We start from the raw sequence: 18,920 nt of genomic DNA on the forward strand, positions 1-18,920 counted from the left end.
TTAAAACAATTCCAAGAGGCATAACATGCAATCTATCAGTGATATCAGGCGAGACTACACCAAGTCTGGATTAGATACGGAAAATTTAACTGCTGACCCCTTGGAATTGTTCGATATCTGGTTACAAAATGCAGTAGATGCAAAATTAGATGATCCGACGGCAATGACGGTGGCTACCGTTGACCCCTCTGGACAACCATCACAACGCATAGTGCTACTTAAAGACGTTAACCAAGGTGGTTTTGTTTTTTATACCAACTTGGGAAGCAAAAAAGCGGATGACCTAAAACACAACAGTAAGATTTCCTTGCACTTTCCTTGGCACATGCTCGACAGACAAGTCAAAATATCCGGGACGGCAGAGCAGTTAAGTGTCGGTGATGTTGCTAAGTATTTTGTCTCACGTCCCAAACCAAGCCAAATTGCTGCTTGGGTATCAAAGCAAAGTCGACCTATCGCTACAAGACAATTACTAATGTCTCAATTCAATGAAGCGAAACAAAAGTTTATGCATGGTGAAGTGCCACTTCCAAGTTTTTGGGGGGGATACCGTGTCATTCCTCATAAAATCGAATTTTGGCAAGGGGGTGAGCACCGCATGCATGATCGCTTCGTTTACACCTTGGACAGTAATAAACAGTGGCAAACGCAACGTTTAATGCCCTAGCGCTCTCAATCATGCCAGCAATTATTAGCCAGTTAACTAGTCCCGATGTTAATTGACTCTCATTGCCACCTCGACTTTCCTTGTTTTGATTACGACCGTCAGAACGTGATTGAAAAATGTTCTGGTTTAGGCATCGATACCATTGTGGTGCCGGGCACTGAGGCTAGTTCGTGGCAAAACATTATCGCACTAAGCCGACAATTTACTGCTTTAAAACCAGCATTTGGTTTACATCCTTACTTTTTAGCTGGTTTTGAGGAATCTCACTTAGATGAGTTAGTCGTTTATTTAGACAAGTATAAAAGTACTGTCGTGGCCGTGGGGGAGATAGGCTTAGATAGGGCAATCTCGGTTGATATTTCATTACAAAAGAGGGTGTTTGAACGGCAACTCGATATTGCCCATGAGGCTGACCTGCCAGTCATTATTCATCATAGACGGTCTCACAATGATATTATTAAAACCCTTAAGCACCTGAAATTTAGCGGTGGCGGTATTATTCACGCTTTTTCAGGAAGTCTACATGAGGCGCTAACTTACCAAGATTTAGGTTTTAAATTAGGAGTTGGAGGGCTGATCACTTATCCCCGTGGTCAAAAAACCAGAAAGGTAGTGGGGCAAGTGCCACTTGATTTATTAGTATTAGAAACTGATGCGCCAGACATGCCTGTATTTGGCCAACAGGGCAAGCGAAATACGCCGGAAAACATTCCTATGATATTGGCTGAACTGGCGAGTTTGCGAGAAGAAAGTGCAGATGTTATTGCCTTACAATGTCGTCAGAATGTATTAGCCGTATTACAAAATATCACTACTGTGTAGTTTTTCTTTGAGTTTACGCCGGTATTGGCGGTACCTGATTGTGTAAAAAGCCCGAGTCAAAATGCCGCCGGCCACTGCTGCCAACAAAACTAAGACTTCAAATTGCTCGATCAATTGTTGTTGATAGTCAAAATGAAACTGCATGACCTTTTTTTCTGAAAGTATAGTTCGAAGATAACCTATCACTGCATTGTTAGTGGCGCGTATCTCTTGAACAAAAATAAGTGCTTGAGAGGATGGGTCACGAAAACGCAACACGGTGTTAGATTCACTGCCTTGCTGTTGTAATAACTGGCCTTTGAAATTATAGACGGCTACACCTTCAATGTAGGGGTCCTGCATTAGCGCCGCTATTTGAAGATTTAGTCCATTATCATCTTGTTCCGAAATGTTAACAGCCATTGCGTGCGCACTCAGTACTGTTAAACTTCTCCCTAGTTGATTGGCTTGTTGATGATACCAGTCAGCTTGTTGTTTGTGATGAACCAACCACAAGTTAATACAAATGATGATGCCAATAATGACCAAACTTAAGTTAAGCAAACGTTTGAAAATAGAAAAGTTACTAGCACGGCTTACATAAGGCTTTTGAACCGCTTGGCTTGTTTCTTCATTAGAATAAACAAGTTGAAAAAGTGAGGAGGCTTTAGGAATGTTCATGCTCTGACAATAATGCAGTTTGGTTAAATTGCCAAGGCAAATTCAATTACTTGCTGATTGTTACTGCCTACCTTAGTAAGGTGCGGCTCGTAAAATAGGATACCCACTGTTTGGTGCAAGCTTCTGTGGTACTGCATTTGAAATAGTTTTTTTATATGTTCTATCGTTTTTAAACGTAGTAGGCGAATTAAAATAACTGCCTTTGGTAACGATATAATGGCTTTTAACTTTCAGACCTATTGAAAATACGAGCGTTATCACCATATTTTGCTCAGTGTTTTCGATCATTTTAGGATAGTTATGATCTCGGTAAAAAACTTATACAAGTCCTTCGGTGATATGATGGCCGTTGATGATCTTAGTTTCGAAATAAAACCTGGAGATGTTGTTGGTTTCTTAGGGCCAAACGGGGCAGGGAAATCTACTACTATGAAAATGCTCACTGGCTTTTTACCCCAAAGCTCAGGTGAAATTTCGATTTTTGATATGTCGTTGAGTCAGCATCCCATCGCTATCAAAAAGAGAATTGGCTATCTACCAGAGGGTGCTCCCGCATATGGTGATATGACGACGCTTCAGTTCTTGAATTTTATTGCTCAAATTAGGGATTATTCGGGTAAAGAAAAACAAGAGCGTATTCAAGATGTAATTGAAAAAGTAGAGCTGCAAGATGTGCTCGATAAACCCATTGAAAATCTATCAAAAGGGTTCAAACGACGTGTGGGTTTGGCCCAAGCTTTACTTCATGACCCTCAAATTCTTATTTTAGATGAGCCTACAGACGGTTTAGACCCCAATCAAAAACATCAAGTTCGGCAACTAATTCAAAATCTTGCAAAAGATAAAATTGTGATTATCTCCACTCATATCCTCGAAGAAGTCAGCGCAGTGTGCAATCGAGTCATGATTATTGCCAATGGTAAATTGATGTTTAATGGCACGCCTGAGGAGCTAAATCGTAAATCCCGTTATTACGGAGCGATTACGCTGCGTTTTAGCTATAAAGCAGATACTTCAGAATTAGAGGAATTAGAAGGGGTTGCTGGCATGGAGGTTAATCCAGAAAATGGCGACATAACTCTGTTTGCTGAGCCTGACAAACAAATTTTACATTTGGTGACGGCTCTAATTCAGCGCTGTAAATTACCTGTTGATAGTCTGATGATTGAGCAGGGCAGGCTAGACGAAGTTTTTAGGGAAATTACTCAAATGGAGAAAGCAGAATGAGTAATGTGTTAATTCTACTCAAGCGAGAGTTTGCAAGTTTTTTTGCTACCCCAGTAGCGTATGTATTTATTGCTATATTTTTAATTTTATCCGGTGTTTTTGCGTTTTTTGTAGGTGGTCTGTACGAACGAGGTCAGGCCGATTTATTGGCCTTTTTTAATTTCCATCCTTGGCTATACCTTTTTTTAGTGCCAGCGATGGCGATGCGAACATGGTCAGAAGAGAGGAAAAGTGGCAGTATCGAACTGCTAATGACCCTTCCTATTAGCACTTGGCAGGCAATGATAGCTAAGTATCTAGCTGCTTGGTTGGTACTAGGCTTGGCATTGGTTTTGACTTTTCCGCTGTGGTTAACCGTAAACTATCTAGGCAATCCTGATAATGGCATTATATTGGCCGCCTATATTGGGAGTTGGTTTATGGCTGGTGCTTTTTTAGCGATTGGGATTTGCATGTCTGCCATGACTAAAAACCAAGTTATAGCTTTTATATTGTCGGTTGTGGTGTGCTTTTTGTTTGTGGTGAGCGGCAGTAATATCGTATTAGATATATTCAAAAATTGGGCTCCCAATCTTGTGATTGATACCATCGCATCTTTCAGTTTTTTAACGCACTTTGAGGCAATGTCTAAAGGCGTTATTGCATTAAACGACATAGGGTATTTTTTGTTGGTCACCCTGACATGGCTTTTTGCGGGTTTAATTATCATTGATCAAAAGAAGGCGGATTAGTCATGCTAAATAAAGTAACCGCAACGTTCAGTTTATTGCTTATCGCTATCGTTTTTTTTGCATTGGTGTTGATTAATAATCAATTATTGTCGCCTTTACGCTTAGATCTCACACAAAATCAAGTGTATTCGCTATCTACGGGCAGCAAAGAAGTCTTAGCTGAAATTGACGAGCCTATTAACTTGTACTTTTTCTTTTCAGACAAAGCCTCAAAAAATATGACCAGTTTGCGTAATTACGCTAATCGGGTAGAAAGTCTATTGAGGGAATACCAGACTATGGCTAATGGCAAACTAAGCCTTCAGGTAATTGATCCTCAACCGTTTTCTGAACAAGAAGATCAAGCTAACCAGTACGGTCTTACTGGGGCGACAATTGGTGCTGCTGGTGAAGCTATTTATTTGGGGGTAGCGGCAACAAATTCGATTGGTGAACATAAGGTCATTGCGTTTTTTGACCCTAAACAAGAGAGTTTTTTGGAGTACGAGATCAGTAAGCTTATTCACCAATTAAGCGATACTAAAGCAATTAAAGTAACGTTATTGACCGACTTAAATATTGCTGGTGGACAAAATCCAATGACTGGGCAAATGGAACCTGCGTGGACATTTTTTACTCAGTTACAGCAACTTAACGAAGTTGAGTTAGTCGGAAGTGACATCGTAACCCTACCGACTGATACCGACCTATTGGTGCTCGTTCACCCTCAACATTTAAGTGATGAGCTACTCTTTGCTATCGATCAATACGCGATGCAGGGAGGCAAAGTATTAGCCTTTGTCGACCCGCACAATGAGTCTGACCAACTGGCCATGATGGCCGGCTCAATGGGGCCGAATAGTTCTTCGCTTGACAAACTCCTGAGCGCTTGGGGTGTAGATTTTGACGGTGAACATGTATTGCTTGATGCGATGGCAGGCTTAGATATTCGTACTCAATCTGGCGGAGTGACACGTCATTTTGGCTTTGTAGGGCTTGGGGCTGAACAGTTAGACAGGGAAGATATCACAACTTCGAATTTAGACGTCATTAATGGCGCATCGTTTGGTACCTTTACTAAAAAAGCGGACAGCCAAGCGCGCTGGTTGCCACTGATGAAATCCACCGTAAATGCAGATCTTATCGACTCGGCTAGCTATGCGATGACCAGAGATCCCGATGAATTAGCAAGAAAATACCAAAGTAAAAATCGTCAATATACTCTTGCAGGGCGATTAACTGGGAAAGCCAATTCAGCATTTGATCAAGGACTCGATGCTGAACAAAGCACGGTTTTTATAGATTCAACCAAGAATTTGAATGTGATTGTAGTCGGTGATACTGACATACTCGCAGACCGGTTTTGGGTGCAGCAAGCTAATTTCTTTGGCCAAACGATTTTCACTCCTTTTGCCAATAATGGAGACTTTGTTACTAATGCAGTTGAAAACTTAAGTGGCAGTGACGCATTAATTAGTGTCCGTAGTCGTGGTACCTTTGTTCGTCCTTTCATTAAAGTGGATGAGCTAACCGTTCTAGCGGAGAAGAAATTCAGGGAGCAAGAATTAATCTTGCAACAGCAACTCGATGAGACTGAAGCGCAATTAATGCAACTGCAATCACAACAAGATGATGGAACTGCTTTAGTCATTTCTCCTGAGCAGCAGCAGACAATTGATAACTTCATGCAGAAAAAAATTGAAATTAGAAAAGCACTTCGTGAAGTTCGTCACCAATTAGACAAAGACATAGAGCAATTAGGCAATTGGATTAAATTTATTAATATCGCTGTTGCTCCCCTTATTTTGGTGATGTTATTGGCATTATTAGCAGCAATGTTGCGAACTCGCTCTAATGCATCACAACGTGAGCACGTTAAGGAGGCAAAATGAACAGGCAGATTAGCCTCTTAATTTTACTCGCTATAGCCGCGGTGGGTGGTGGAGTATGGTTAACCATGACTTCACAAACCAGTGATTTTTCAGTAGAAAAACTTTTCAGCTCAGGTGCATCTGATGCAGAATCTGTTGTAGAAATTACCTTAGAAAATAGTCAAAAAGTGATCTTGCAAGCGAGCTTAGAGGATGGAAACTGGCTAGCTAAGTTGCCTGATACGTATACAAGTTATCCCTTAGATAAACGAAAATTAGCAGGGTTTATACAAGCCATTGTAAACGCTAAATTAATAGAGGCTAAAACCTCGAAGCAGGAAAATTATCATCACCTAGGCGTTGAATCCATCGAAAATGTCGACAGTTTGGCCACGTTAGTGTCACTGAAAATGGCTCGCTCTGCCAAACCATGGCAAGTACTACTGGGGAATCGAGCTACTATGGGAGAAGGCATGTATGTTCGCTTTCCAACATCCTTGCAAAGTTGGTTAATTGACCATGAAATAGATGTGCCCAGTGATGAATTTGAATGGTTGCAGCGCCCACTGCTCACTGTTGAATCGGCAGAGATCGAATCTTTAAGTCGTACTGATGGCAAAGCGTGGCGTATTGTTAAAGCCAAGGACAATGACTTTAGTCTCAGCGATGTCGCTGATAATAGAGAGGTGCGTTATCCGGGCATCGAGAGTGCTTATGTCACGAGTCTTTTAGAACTTGATTTTGAACGAGTTTTGCCTCTAGATTCTGCACAGTGGCAACAAGCTCAAATTGTGGCAAAGTTTGACTATGTGCTCACAGATGCCAGACAGCTGCATATTGATATAGCGAAGCTCGAAACCGATTATTACCTGCAGGTCAGTTCTCAAACAATAGACGCCTATTATTTGCAATGGACCTATAAAATTAGCGCTTTTAGTGCGCAGCAATTATTGAAAACGAAGGAAGAATTCCTAGTTGAGCTTGCGCCGGTTAATGCAGCTAAAAGCGTGAAACAAAAAACAGATGAAGGTGAGGCCCCTTTTTAAAAGGCGGGTCGTGAGGGCTGTTACAACCCCCTTGTTTGCGGCGTTTATAACATTAAATTTTGTAGATAAGTCAATCCGAGCTCTCGCGCTTTATCGATGTTTCGTTGAGGGATTAATTCAGGATGCGGAAAATGACTTAATACGGATTCAAGACTTGATTCTCGCAGAAGATGTAGCATAGGGAAGGGAGAGCGATTAGTAAAATTCGCCGGATCACTTAATTCTTCCCCTTCAAAACAATACTCAGGATGAAAACTTGCGACTTGATAGATCCCCCGATACGCACTTTGTTCCACAAGTGAAGTGGCTAACTCGAGTAAATCAAGGTAATCATCAAATTTTTCAAAGGCGTTATCATAAATAATCAGGGTTGTCTCAACCTCGTGGTTAGCATCGAGTAAGCTTAATTCATCAATTAAACTGGCAAGAGCTTCAGTAGGCGAATTAGCTGAATCAATTACATAACGAATGCGTTGACGATCATATTCTCTTTTTGCAAAGGGACAGAAATTCAAACCGATGACCACTTTTTCAAGCCAGTGCTGTGTTCGTGCAACAATGGCTTTCTGTTGCGCTTGGCTACTCACTGTGCATCACTCAACACTGAAGCCACTTAAGAGTGATACTTAACATACGCTTCTAAGGTGTTCTCGATCAAACTTGCCACTGTCATGGGGCCAACACCACCTGGAACAGGAGTAATCCATCCAGCGCGCTCTTGTGCACTAGCAAAATCCACATCACCTCCCAAGCTACCATCAGCTTGGCGATTGATGCCTACATCAATAATAATTGCACCGGGCTTGATCCAATTACCCGGTATAAAATTCGCTTTACCCACCGCAACCACCAATAAATCAGCGCGTTCAACATGAGATTGCAAATTCTTAGTAAATTTATGACAACTTGTTACTGTGCACCCCGCGAGTAATAATTCCATAAACATAGGGCGACCTACGATATTAGATGCACCTACAATTACTGCGTCTAAACCTTTGATAGGACGTTTGGTTGATTCAATTAGCGTCATGATGCCTTTTGGCGTACAGGGTCTCAAAGCTGGGATCCGTTGGGCTAAGCGGCCGATATTATAAGGATGAAAACCATCAACATCTTTATGAGGGTGAATACGCTCTAAAACTTGTTCTTTATCTAGTCCCGCAGGTAGAGGCAATTGAACTAAAATACCATCAATTTCAACGTCCGCATTTAAGGTATCAATAACAGATAACAGTTCTTCTTGAGTCGTATGGGCTGGAAGGTCAAAAGATTTTGACAAAAATCCCACTTCTTCACAGGCTTTGCGCTTATTATTCACATAGACATGTGATGCTGCATCACTGCCAACTAATACCACAGCCAAACCGGGCGGACGTTTACCAGCGGAAACGATTGCACTGACTTGAGTGGCAACATTTTGGCGTATATGTTTGGCGATAAGACCGCCGTCGATTTTTTGTGCAGGCATAATGGCTAACATTTAGATAATGAGAAGGCTATTGTCACATAGCCTAATGTTACCAAGCAATTAACTTGCGTTAAAAAAACAAAATCGCCACTATTCTACTTTATTAATCTAAAAAATAACTAGGGCTACATTGTGCAACTATCTGGTGTTGAGATTTTCGGTTATTGTGCGTCTGCACTGATTGCTTTTTCGTTAACAAGAAGCTCTATTGTTAAATTGCGTTGGTTTAATCTGTTTGGTGCGTCGTCTTTTTGTGTGTACGGCATCATTATCAACGCGTATCCGGTAGCTATACTCAATGGCTTTATTGCATTAACCAATATCTTTTTTTTAACTCGGCTGCTGCTAAATACCCAGCAGCATTTCAATATATTAAAGGCTGCTCGCCCTTCAAATTATGTTGATTTTTTTCTGGATTATCATCAAAAAGAAATAAAACAGCTCTTCCCCCGATTTATGCGAGGCGCCATGAATGCTGAAAGAGAATATTATTTTTTAACTGAGCATACCGAGGTCATCGGCGTTTTAAGTGGCTATCGTTCCGAGCCTGGCACCTTTGTAGTTGATTTCGATTTTGTAATTCCTGCCTACAGAGATTGTCGACTCGGCCATTTCACTCTGGGCAAAGGGCAAGAATTGAAGAAAAAATTTGGTTTTGAGCACGTTATTGCATTAGCTGACAGCTACGAGCATGAAAATTACTTAACTAATATAGGTTTTAGTCCGAAAAAAAATGGGCGCTGGACCTATGATCAACCCAGTACCTAATACTTTTTTTAAAAATTGTGAGTAGTGTAAAAGCTATTTTTACTGATAGTTTGGGACGAATTAGCCTTAAAAATAGCCACATTGTTTTAAAAGTAGGCGCTTGAAATTTTTGTTTTAAAAAGTGTTTGACGAGCTTAAATCTAGTATGTAACATGCGCCTCCCGTAACAGATGAGAATGAAGTTACGGTTTAAGTCGGTGAGTAGCGCAGCTTGGTAGCGCACTTGGTTTGGGTCCAAGGGGTCGTAGGTTCGAATCCTATCTCACCGACCACTTTCTCATTATTACTTAAGATTCGTCAAGCGTTCGTAGCTCAGCTGGATAGAGCAACGGCCTTCTAAGCCGTGGGTCGCAGGTTCGAGTCCTGCCGAGCGCGCCATGCGATTCGGAAGGACAGAGTAATAAGTTGTATAGCACTGCATTAATACTGTGGTGGGCGTAGCTCAGTTGGTAGAGCCCCGGATTGTGATTCCGGTTGTCGTGGGTTCGAGCCCCATCGTCCACCCCACTCTCAGCGGAAGTGGTGAAATTGGTAGACACGCTGGATTTAGGTTCCAGTGCTTTACGGCGTGAGAGTTCGAGTCTCTCCTTCCGCACCATCATTAAGTTCTAGTCAGATATAATTCTTATTTTATTCTAATGTAAATTAAATCGATGTTTTAATCGTACAACGCTTTTTTAACTTTCGGCTCGACTTGCAATAAAGCTATCGCTATACTACTGCGTCTTTTTTATCTGGCATTTTTAAGTTGATCAGTTAGATCCGCGTTTGTTAGTGTTATTGCGGCAACATACAACTGATTGTTGCTACCAATATCCCGCCGATAAAAACTCCTTTGGTATTAATAAATGAGCGCGAGTAAGCGCCAAATTGAGGTAGAAGAATGCAAGTTTCCGTTGAGACGACTACAGGTTTAGAACGCCGTCTTACTATCACCCTTCCTGCTGCATCTATTGATTCTGCAGTTAAATCGCGCTTACAGCAATTGTCTAAAACCCAACGAATCAATGGATTTCGTCCTGGTAAAGTACCAGTGAACGTTATTCAAAAGCGTTATGGTCAAGCGGTTCGCGAAGAAATTGCTGGTGAAGCAATGCAGCGTAGTTTTTATCAAGCGATTACCCAAGAAAAAATTACGCCAGCTGGCGCCCCAAATTTTGAAGTAAAAACAGATGTGTTGGGTAAAGACCTTGAGTTTGTTGCTTCTTTTGAAGTTTATCCAGAAATTGAAGTTAAAGATAACGACAAGATTGAGGTTGAAAAAGCGGTTGTTGAAATTACAGATGCAGATCTTGATACCATGATGGATACGCTGCGCAAGCAACACGCTAGCTGGAAGGAAGTTAAACGTAAGTCTAAAAAAGATGACAAGTTAACAATGGATTTTGTTGGCACTATTGACGGTGAAGAATTTGAAGGTGGAAAAGCTGAAGACTTCGCACTGGAAATGGGTAAAGATCGCATGATCCCAGGCTTTGAAAAACCATTAGTGGGTGCCAAGGCTGGTGATGAAGTGATTGTTGACGTGACGTTCCCTGAAGATTACCACGCTGAAAAGCTAAAAGGTAAGGCCGCTCAATTCACAGTAAATGTTAAAAAAGTAGAAGCTTTAGATTTACCTAAGGTTGACGAAGAGTTTGCTAAATTGTTCGGTATTGAAGACGGCAGTATTGACGCCTTAAAACAAGAAGTTCGCAAGAACATGCAGCGTGAATTAGATCAAACCTTGAAAGCCAGCTTAAAAGAGCAAGTGATAAACGGTTTGTTAGCTAATAACTCAGTTGATTTACCGAAAGCCTTAGTTGACCAAGAAATCAATGCATTGCGTGAACAAGCAAAGCAGCGCTTCAGTCAACAACAAGGTGGTAACATAGACAACTTGCCTGAATTACCTGCCGATTTGTTTGCTGAAAACGCTCGTAAACGTGTTTCTATCGGTTTGTTGTTGGGCGAAATTATTCGCACTAACGAATTAAAAGTAGACAATGCTAAAGTTGACAGCTTGATCGAAACAGCCGCTTCAGCGTATGAAGATCCGCAAGAAGTAGTTGAATACTACAAATCGAATAAAGAGCTAATGCAACAAATGCAAAACGTAGCAATGGAAGAACAAGCCGTTGAACTACTGTTAACCCAAGCTAAAGTAACTGAAGTTACTAAAGCATTTGATGAGATCATGAACAAACAGGCTTAATTTGCTGATTGTTATTTGACTTGTCTAGTCTGCAACTGCTTAAATGCTCGGTATTCCCCGAGCATTTTTATTTGTGAAGAATTCTAAAATATGATTATAACTCCAAACGATACCAGTAATGCCCTAGTGCCTATGGTTGTTGAACAAACTGCTAAAGGCGAACGTTCGTACGATATTTATTCTCGTTTATTAAAAGAAAATGTCATTTTTCTAGTTGGCCAAGTAGAAGATCACATGGCCAACCTAATCGTTGCGCAAATGCTTTTCTTAGAAGCTGAAAATCCAGAGAAAGATATTTTTCTTTATATCAATTCACCTGGTGGGTCTGTAACGGCGGGAATGGCTATTTATGATACAATGAACTTCATTAAGCCTGATGTCAGTACAGTGTGTATTGGCCAAGCTGCGAGTATGGGGGCATTTTTGTTATCAGCAGGCGCTAAAGGTAAACGTTATTGTTTACCGAATTCGCGAGTAATGATTCACCAACCTTTGGGCGGTTTTCAAGGTCAAGCTTCTGATTTTGAAATTCATGCGAGAGAAATTTTGTCTATCAAAGAAAAGATGAATCGCCTTATGGCCAAACATACTGGCCAAGATTATGAAAAAGTTGCCAAGGACACGGATCGTGACAATTTCTTATCGGCAGCAGAAGCAATGGAATATGGTTTGGTTGATCAAGTTTTATCAAGCAGACCTGATGCAAGCCACAGCGATGTTAAATCAGGCAAGTAAACAATATTCTTGATATCGATCTAAAATTGATTGAAGTGAATCCTTCAACTCAGGTATGGTTCAGTTGAAGGGTTGTCTCGAAATAGGAAAAGACATCAGATGAGTGAGAAAAAGAGCGGAAGCGACGATAGTAAACTTCTCTATTGTTCGTTTTGTGGCAAGAGCCAACACGAAGTTAGAAAACTGATCGCTGGACCTTCAGTGTTTATTTGTGATGAGTGTGTCGATTTGTGCAACGATATTATTCGTGAAGAAATTAAAGAGATCGCACCGAAGAAAAAGAAAGACCACTTACCAACACCAAAAGAAATTCATACCCATTTAGATGATTATGTGATTGGCCAAGAACACGCTAAAAAAGTGTTAGCGGTGGCTGTGTATAACCATTATAAGCGTTTACGTAACGGCGATGTGCATGAAGGCGTAGAATTAGGTAAGAGTAATATCTTATTGATAGGTCCCACTGGTAGCGGTAAAACATTACTCGCTGAAACTTTAGCGCGTCTATTAGACGTGCCGTTTACAATGGCAGACGCTACCACGCTAACAGAAGCAGGTTATGTGGGTGAAGATGTTGAAAACATCATTCAAAAGTTATTGCAGAAGTGTGATTATGATGTAGAGAAAGCTCAGCGCGGCATTGTTTACATTGATGAAATAGATAAAATTTCACGTAAGTCCGACAATCCCTCAATTACCAGGGATGTGTCTGGCGAAGGTGTGCAGCAAGCGTTGTTGAAATTGATAGAAGGCACAGTTGCATCCGTTCCGCCACAAGGTGGTCGCAAACATCCGCAGCAAGAATTTTTGCAAGTTGATACCTCAAAAATTTTGTTTATATGTGGCGGTGCTTTTTCAGGTTTAGATAAAGTCATTGCACAACGTGCTCATACCGGTACAGGTATAGGTTTTGGCTCTGAAATTAAAAATGTCAATAACAAAGCCAAAGAGGGTGAGCTGTTCAAAAAGGTTGAGCCAGAAGATTTAGTTAAATATGGTCTTATTCCTGAATTTATTGGCCGTTTACCTGTTCTTACCAGCTTAGAAGAGTTAAGCGAAGAGGCCCTTGTACAAATTTTACGTGAACCTAAAAATGCGTTAACTAAACAATACTCTGCACTATTTGGTATGGAAAATACTGAATTAGAGTTTAGAGAAGATGCACTTCAGGCCATAGCTAAAAAGGCAATGAAGCGTAAAACTGGTGCACGTGGTTTGCGGTCAATTGTAGAAGCAGTGCTACTAGATACCATGTACGACTTACCGTCGATGACGAATGTTAGCAAAGTGGTAATTGATGAGGCTGTTATTAAAGGCGAGTCAAAACCTATTTTGATTTACGACAATTCATCTGATAAAAAAGCCGCGTCTGAGTAAAACGAATCAAGGTCCCTGCATGGGGCCTTTTTTATGGACCCGAATAACTCTTTGAGTTGCCATCTTTGTGTTTACTGAGTAATTTTTATTTGAACTTTATCTGACCATCCCCATATAGATTTAAATTACTCATCATTCATTATTAGTACGAGATTAAATATGACAAAAACGCGAGAAAATACCATTGAAATGCCGGTGCTAGCATTACGCGATGTCGTTGTATACCCGCATATGGTGATCCCGCTGTTTGTTGGGCGCGAAAAATCTATTCGTTGTTTAGAAGCGGCAATGGATAAAGACAAACAAATATTTTTAGTTGCACAAAAGGATGCTGGTGTTGATGAGCCAAGTACGAAAGACATTTATACCTTTGGTACGGTAGCCACTATTCTGCAATTACTGAAATTACCTGATGGTACTGTCAAGGTGTTAGTCGAAGGTAATCAGCGCGGTGAAATTGACGTATTTACCTCCACTGAAGATTTTTTTGTTGCAGAAGTTGTTAGTAAAATTGATGAAGAGTTGGCAGAGAACGAACAAGAAGTGTTAGTTCGTTCAGCAATTTCTCAGTTCGAAGGTTATGTAAAACTCAATAAAAAGATCCCGCCTGAAGTATTGACCTCATTGAGCGGTATAGAACAAGCCGCGCGCTTAGCTGATACGATGGCCGCTCATATGCCGCTTAAATTGGTAGAGAAGCAAAAAGTATTAGAAATGCTCAGTGTGACTGAACGTTTAGAATATTTAATGGCTTTGATGGAAAGCGAAATTGATTTACTGCAAGTGGAACGAAAAATTCGTACCCGTGTTAAAAAGCAGATGGAGAAAAGTCAACGTGAGTACTATCTCAATGAGCAAATGAAAGCCATTCAGAAAGAATTAGGTGAGTTAGATGACGCACCTGACGAATTCGAAACGCTTAGTAAAAAGATCGAAGATGCCAAAATGCCAGAAGAGGCCAAGAAAAAAGCCACTACTGAGCTCAATAAATTAAAAATGATGTCTCCAATGTCAGCTGAAGCAACAGTTGTGAGAAGCTATATCGATTGGTTGACCAATGTACCTTGGGTAAAAAGAAGCGTCGTTAAAAAAGACTTAGCCTTAGCTGACGAGGTCTTAAATGCAGATCATTATGGTTTAGATAAAGTCAAAGAACGAATTATAGAGTATTTGGCGGTGCAACAGCGGGTAAAAAAATTAAAAGGTCCCATTTTGTGTTTAGTAGGCCCTCCCGGTGTAGGTAAAACCTCATTAGGTCAATCCATCGCTAAAGCGACGGGGCGGAAATACGTACGCATGGCCTTAGGTGGAGTGCGAGACGAAGCGGAAATCCGCGGTCACAGACGTACTTATATTGGTTCTATGCCCGGTAAGATAGTGCAAAAGATGGCCAAGGTAGGGGTGAAAAATCCGCTATTTTTGTTAGATGAAATAGATAAAATGTCATCCGATATGCGTGGAGACCCGTCCTCAGCGTTATTAGAAGTACTCGATCCAGAGCAAAATGGCGCGTTTAGTGATCACTATTTAGAAGTCGACTATGACTTATCTGATGTCATGTTTGTGGCGACTTCAAATAGCATGGATATCCCAGGACCCTTGCTTGATCGTATGGAAGTGATTCGTTTATCAGGTTACACCGAAGATGAAAAACTAAACATTGCAAAAGGTCACTTAATAGACAAACAAATATCGCGTAATGGTTTGAAAGCGTCAGAATTAACCATAGAAGAAGACGCGATAGTGGGGATAATCCGCTATTACACCCGTGAAGCTGGCGTGCGAAGTCTTGAACGCGAAATATCCAAAATTTGCCGCAAGGCAGTGAAAAAGATATTACTTGAGAAAGACACTAAAAAAGTGGTCGTAAACCAAAGAAATCTTAATAAATTTTTAGGTGTACAGCGCTTTGACTATGGCAAGGCTGACAGTGAAAATCAAATTGGCCAAGTTACGGGTTTAGCGTGGACACAGGTCGGTGGGGAGTTACTGACCATTGAAACTCAATCCGTGGTTGGTAAAGGTAAAACAACTTTTACTGGTTCATTGGGTGAGGTGATGCAAGAGTCAATTCAGACCGCCATGACAGTGGTTCGTAGTCGAGCTGATAAACTGCGAATTAACCCTGATTTTCATGAGAAACGAGACATTCACGTACACGTGCCAGAAGGTGCGACACCCAAAGACGGCCCAAGTGCGGGTATTGGAATGTGTACTGCCCTTGTTTCGGCGTTAACGGGTAATCCTGTACGCTGTAATGTAGCGATGACGGGTGAGATTACCTTGCGCGGTGAAGTGTTAGCCATTGGTGGCTTGAAAGAGAAATTATTAGCCGCGCACCGTGGTGGTATAACAACCGTCATTATTCCTAAAGACAATGAAAGAGACTTGGAAGAGATTCCAGATAACGTCAAAAAAGATTTATCCATTCATCCAGTGCGCTGGATTGATGAAGTCTTATCTTTAGCGCTGGCTGAAGATCCGGAGAGATTTTCACCAGTAATCTCGGAAGAGGCGAAAAAGTAACCGCTAAAGCTAAGTTTTTTTAATTTTTTTAGGTGAAAGGGCTTCACTATGTAAAAAGTTATGGTAGCCTTTCAAACAGATTCGCTTTAAGCCTTATCACAAAAGGGATGGAGACGATTCATAAAAGTTAATTATTTGTAAATATATGCTTGAAGTTAGAATTCAAGCTTGCTATAACACTTCGGCTTCGTAATTTGCGAGCCAACAGTATAATAACAATTGAAGGGGTTCATATTGTGAATAAGTCTCAACTTATTGATTCTATCGCTGCAAGTGCAGACATTTCTAAAGCCGCAGCAGGACGTGCACTTGACGCACTAACTGATGCAATTACATCAGCACTTAAAGACGGTGACCAAGTAGCATTGGTTGGTTTCGGAACTTTCGCTGTTCGTGAGCGCGCTGCTCGTAGCGGTCGTAATCCGCAAACTGGTGAGACTATCCAGATTTCTGCAGCTAAAGTACCTTCGTTTAAAGCAGGTAAAGCATTGAAAGACGCTTGCAACTAAGCGACACAAAAATCAGAAAAGGCGATGATTTATCATCGCCTTTTGTTTATCTGCGGTTTGTCAGCAATAACTTCTTATTTTTATCTGAACGGGGCTAATCCCGTGTTAATAAATCTAATTGATTGATATATAATCCCGCGCGTTTGTCATTAAGTCGGTTTTTGGATGGTAGCTATCCAAAACGTCCGCTTCAAAGAGAACAGCCTTACAGTATGAACTCTTAAGCAACCCGTCGGGTTTAAACAGTAGTTGCTACACTGCCTTATCAATAACAACTCATTTTGGAGTTTGGAACATATTATGTTGGAAAGAATTAGAGAAGGATCACAAGGCACTTGGGCCACCGTTATCCTAGGATTAGTCATATTTAGTTTTATTTTTGCCGGTGTTGGCAGCTATATAAATTCGTCGATTAATTCTGCTGCTGCCACCGTGAATGGCCAAGATATTAGTCGTGATGCTTTAGAAAAAGCATATCAAAATGAGCGTTCGCGGATGGAGTCTCAATATGGTGAAGCCTTCGCTGCATTAGCAGGTGACGAAGCCTATTTAAAAGAATTTAGAAAAGGTGTGCTTGACCGCTTAATCAGTGAAAAGCTTATTGATCAAGCGGCTTTAGAACTTGGCTTAAGGGTAAGTGATGCTCAGATCAAACAAGCCATTGTACAAATGAGCGAGTTTCAAGTTGACGGTAAGTTTGATAACGACAGATATCTTATTGTATTGCGTACCGCAGGCTTTCAACCAAATGGTTTTAGAGATTATATGCGCATTGATATGGTACGCAGACAATTGTCTCAAGCGTTGATTGGAACTGAGTTCGCTTTAAGCGGCGAAACTAAACGAATTTATGATCTTCAAGCGCAAACCCGAGATGCAAAATATCTTACTGTTAAAACAGATGATTTTGCTGAGCAGGTGAGTGTTACTGATGAAGAAATCAATGCCTATTATCAAACCAATATAGCGAGCTTTGACACCGAACAAAAAGTCAGTGTGGCCTATGTAGAGTTGACATTAAACGACTTACTCCCCGCCATTGAAGTGACAGAGCAAGAATTAGAAGATGAGTATCAAGCGTCTTTAGCGGATTTTAAAACGGATGAAGAGCGCAGAGTTTCTCATATATTAATCGAATTTGGTGATGATGAAGCAGGCGCAGAACAGCAAGCTGAGGATATTCTTACCCAAGTAAAAGCCGGAAAAGACTTTGCTGAACTTGCAAAAGAATACTCTGCTGATACTTTCAGTGCAGAAAAGGGTGGCGATATTGATTGGTTTGGTAAAGGTATGATGGATCCAGCGTTTGAAGATTCTGCATACTCCTTAGCTACTGTTGGTGAAGTAAGTGATGTAGTCAAAAGTGATTTTGGTTTTCATATTATTAAATTAACTGATATCAAGCCTGAAAACGTGACACCTTATAATGATGTCAAAGAGCAATTAACAACGACGGTAAAAATACGTAAAGCGGAAACCGAGTTATATGCATTACAACAACGTATGGCTGAAGTTGCGTTTGAAATTCCTGATCATTTGGATGAAGTTGCTGCAGTAGCCAATAAACCCATCGTTACCACTGAACTATTTTCGCGAAACGACGTGCCAGTGGCTTTATCATCTGCCAAAGCAACGAATGCTGCTTTTGACGCTGATTTGATAGAGCAAGGCGTTAACAGTGATGTACTAGACTTAGGTGACAACCGGTTAATGGTATTACGTGTCGTTAACAGTGAAGCAGAAAGAACCAAGGAGCTGGCAGAAGTGTCTGACTCAATTAAACAAATCTTGGTTAAAGAAGCCGCTGTTGTTGCCGCACGACAGTGGACTCAAACGCTTGCGAATAGTTTAAAATCAGGCGCAGATATTACTGAAGAATTGGCGAGTCAGAACATTGCTTGGCAAGAAAAGCAAGCGATTGCGCGCACTGACGCCCAATTAGGCCAAAATGTACTTACTGAGCTGTTTAAGCTTGGAGAAGGTGAGAGTAATAATACTGCGGTAGTCGATACTATTTCTGGTGACGTAACCTTAGTGCAACTTCTCAAAATTAACTCTCCAGTAGAACCTGAATCAATGCTTTTGGACAACTTCCAACGCCGTTTAGCGTCAAATAAAGCACAAGTCTTGTACAGTGAGTTATTAGATTCATTAAAAGCCTCTGCGGATATTGAAATCTATAATTAGATTGGCTGTAAATTAATAGTTAAAAAAGGGAGTCTATGACTCCCTTTTTTTATAAACGAGTCAACCACATCATCAATGTATAAAATACCGCAATAACGCTAGAAACCATGAGAATGTAAACAAACCCTTTTCTGCCTTGAGCGAGGCTGTAAC

16 protein-coding genes and 4 tRNA genes are annotated in these 18,920 nt (G+C 40.9%); 17 read left to right on the forward strand and 3 right to left on the reverse strand.

The window, feature by feature from the left end; genetic code table 11:
- Nucleotides 1-25 precede the first annotated feature (25 nt).
- Both pdxH and ACEN2L_RS17625 read left to right on the forward strand, forming a co-directional pair.
- Nucleotides 26-667 carry a pyridoxamine 5'-phosphate oxidase gene (pdxH, locus tag ACEN2L_RS17620; RefSeq protein WP_441745410.1) on the forward strand — a complete coding sequence of 214 codons (642 nt, stop codon included), beginning with the start codon at nucleotides 26-28 and terminating at the stop codon, nucleotides 665-667.
- A gap of 45 nt (nucleotides 668-712) precedes the next feature.
- Nucleotides 713-1,489: a TatD family hydrolase gene (locus ACEN2L_RS17625; protein WP_441745411.1), complete on the forward strand. Its 777-nt coding sequence runs from the start codon at nucleotides 713-715 to the stop codon at nucleotides 1,487-1,489.
- Here the strand turns inward: ACEN2L_RS17625 and ACEN2L_RS17630 are convergent.
- A complete protein-coding gene (locus ACEN2L_RS17630) occupies nucleotides 1,466-2,149 on the reverse strand; it encodes a hypothetical protein (RefSeq protein WP_441745412.1) in 684 nt (227 codons plus the stop codon). The genes ACEN2L_RS17625 and ACEN2L_RS17630 overlap by 24 nt on opposite strands.
- Nucleotides 2,150-2,491: 342 nt before the next feature.
- On the opposite strand from ACEN2L_RS17630, the gene ACEN2L_RS17635 reads away from it, so the two are divergent.
- Genes ACEN2L_RS17635 through ACEN2L_RS17650 form a run of 4 tightly spaced genes read left to right on the forward strand, consistent with a single transcriptional unit; the run spans nucleotide 2,492 to nucleotide 7,003 of the window.
- Nucleotides 2,492-3,376, forward strand: a complete 885-nt coding sequence (locus ACEN2L_RS17635; RefSeq protein WP_441745413.1) for an ABC transporter ATP-binding protein — start codon at nucleotides 2,492-2,494, stop codon at nucleotides 3,374-3,376.
- Nucleotides 3,373-4,107 (forward strand): ABC transporter permease, encoded by a 735-nt coding sequence (locus tag ACEN2L_RS17640; RefSeq protein ID WP_306019958.1) that lies wholly within the window; start codon nucleotides 3,373-3,375, stop codon nucleotides 4,105-4,107. The genes ACEN2L_RS17635 and ACEN2L_RS17640 overlap by 4 nt, the downstream gene beginning before the upstream one ends.
- Nucleotides 4,108-4,109: 2 nt before the next feature.
- Entirely contained in the window at nucleotides 4,110-5,978 is a 1,869-nt protein-coding gene (locus tag ACEN2L_RS17645) for a GldG family protein (protein WP_441745414.1), read from the forward strand.
- Nucleotides 5,975-7,003 (forward strand): DUF4340 domain-containing protein, encoded by a 1,029-nt coding sequence (locus tag ACEN2L_RS17650; RefSeq protein ID WP_441745415.1) that lies wholly within the window; start codon nucleotides 5,975-5,977, stop codon nucleotides 7,001-7,003. Before ACEN2L_RS17645 ends, ACEN2L_RS17650 begins: the two co-directional genes overlap by 4 nt.
- A gap of 44 nt (nucleotides 7,004-7,047) precedes the next feature.
- On the opposite strand, the gene ACEN2L_RS17655 is transcribed toward ACEN2L_RS17650, so the two are convergent.
- The gene (locus ACEN2L_RS17655; protein WP_441745416.1) at nucleotides 7,048-7,590 is read right to left on the reverse strand and encodes a DUF1415 domain-containing protein; all 543 of its coding nucleotides are present in this window, start codon (nucleotides 7,588-7,590) and stop codon (nucleotides 7,048-7,050) included.
- 26 nt (nucleotides 7,591-7,616) lie between these two features.
- The gene (gene folD, locus ACEN2L_RS17660) at nucleotides 7,617-8,471 is read right to left on the reverse strand and encodes a bifunctional methylenetetrahydrofolate dehydrogenase/methenyltetrahydrofolate cyclohydrolase FolD (protein ID WP_306019962.1); all 855 of its coding nucleotides are present in this window, start codon (nucleotides 8,469-8,471) and stop codon (nucleotides 7,617-7,619) included.
- A gap of 132 nt (nucleotides 8,472-8,603) precedes the next feature.
- Here folD and ACEN2L_RS17665 point away from each other — a divergent pair, with 132 nt between their 5' ends.
- From ACEN2L_RS17665 to ACEN2L_RS17715, 11 genes are all read left to right on the forward strand, one after another.
- On the forward strand, nucleotides 8,604-9,239 hold the full coding sequence (locus ACEN2L_RS17665; RefSeq protein WP_306019963.1) for a hypothetical protein: 636 nt from the start codon (nucleotides 8,604-8,606) through the stop codon (nucleotides 9,237-9,239).
- A gap of 195 nt (nucleotides 9,240-9,434) precedes the next feature.
- Nucleotides 9,435-9,511, forward strand: a tRNA-Pro gene (locus ACEN2L_RS17670).
- 29 nt (nucleotides 9,512-9,540) lie between these two features.
- Nucleotides 9,541-9,617 (forward strand) — tRNA-Arg (locus ACEN2L_RS17675).
- Between the two features lie 53 nt (nucleotides 9,618-9,670).
- Nucleotides 9,671-9,746 (forward strand) — tRNA-His (locus tag ACEN2L_RS17680).
- A gap of 6 nt (nucleotides 9,747-9,752) precedes the next feature.
- Nucleotides 9,753-9,837: transfer RNA gene (locus tag ACEN2L_RS17685), tRNA-Leu, on the forward strand.
- Nucleotides 9,838-10,122: 285 nt separating this feature from the next.
- Nucleotides 10,123-11,433 (forward strand): trigger factor, encoded by a 1,311-nt coding sequence (tig, locus tag ACEN2L_RS17690; RefSeq protein WP_306019964.1) that lies wholly within the window; start codon nucleotides 10,123-10,125, stop codon nucleotides 11,431-11,433.
- 90 nt (nucleotides 11,434-11,523) lie between these two features.
- On the forward strand, nucleotides 11,524-12,168 hold the full coding sequence (gene clpP / locus ACEN2L_RS17695; protein WP_306019965.1) for an ATP-dependent Clp endopeptidase proteolytic subunit ClpP: 645 nt from the start codon (nucleotides 11,524-11,526) through the stop codon (nucleotides 12,166-12,168).
- Between the two features lie 99 nt (nucleotides 12,169-12,267).
- Nucleotides 12,268-13,545 carry an ATP-dependent protease ATP-binding subunit ClpX gene (gene clpX / locus ACEN2L_RS17700; RefSeq protein WP_306019966.1) on the forward strand — a complete coding sequence of 426 codons (1,278 nt, stop codon included), beginning with the start codon at nucleotides 12,268-12,270 and terminating at the stop codon, nucleotides 13,543-13,545.
- A 159-nt stretch (nucleotides 13,546-13,704) separates the two neighbouring features.
- Entirely contained in the window at nucleotides 13,705-16,071 is a 2,367-nt protein-coding gene (lon, locus tag ACEN2L_RS17705; RefSeq protein ID WP_441745417.1) for an endopeptidase La, read from the forward strand.
- 236 nt (nucleotides 16,072-16,307) lie between these two features.
- A complete protein-coding gene (gene hupB / locus ACEN2L_RS17710) occupies nucleotides 16,308-16,580 on the forward strand; it encodes a nucleoid-associated protein HU-beta (protein ID WP_068377879.1) in 273 nt (90 codons plus the stop codon).
- Nucleotides 16,581-16,880: 300 nt separating this feature from the next.
- A complete protein-coding gene (locus ACEN2L_RS17715) occupies nucleotides 16,881-18,767 on the forward strand; it encodes a SurA N-terminal domain-containing protein (protein WP_441745418.1) in 1,887 nt (628 codons plus the stop codon).
- The last annotated feature ends 153 nt before the right edge of the window (nucleotides 18,768-18,920 follow it).

This window comes from Flavobacterium sp. W21_SRS_FM6 (assembly GCF_052119645.1).
GTDB lineage: Bacteria > Pseudomonadota > Gammaproteobacteria > Enterobacterales > Alteromonadaceae > Paraglaciecola.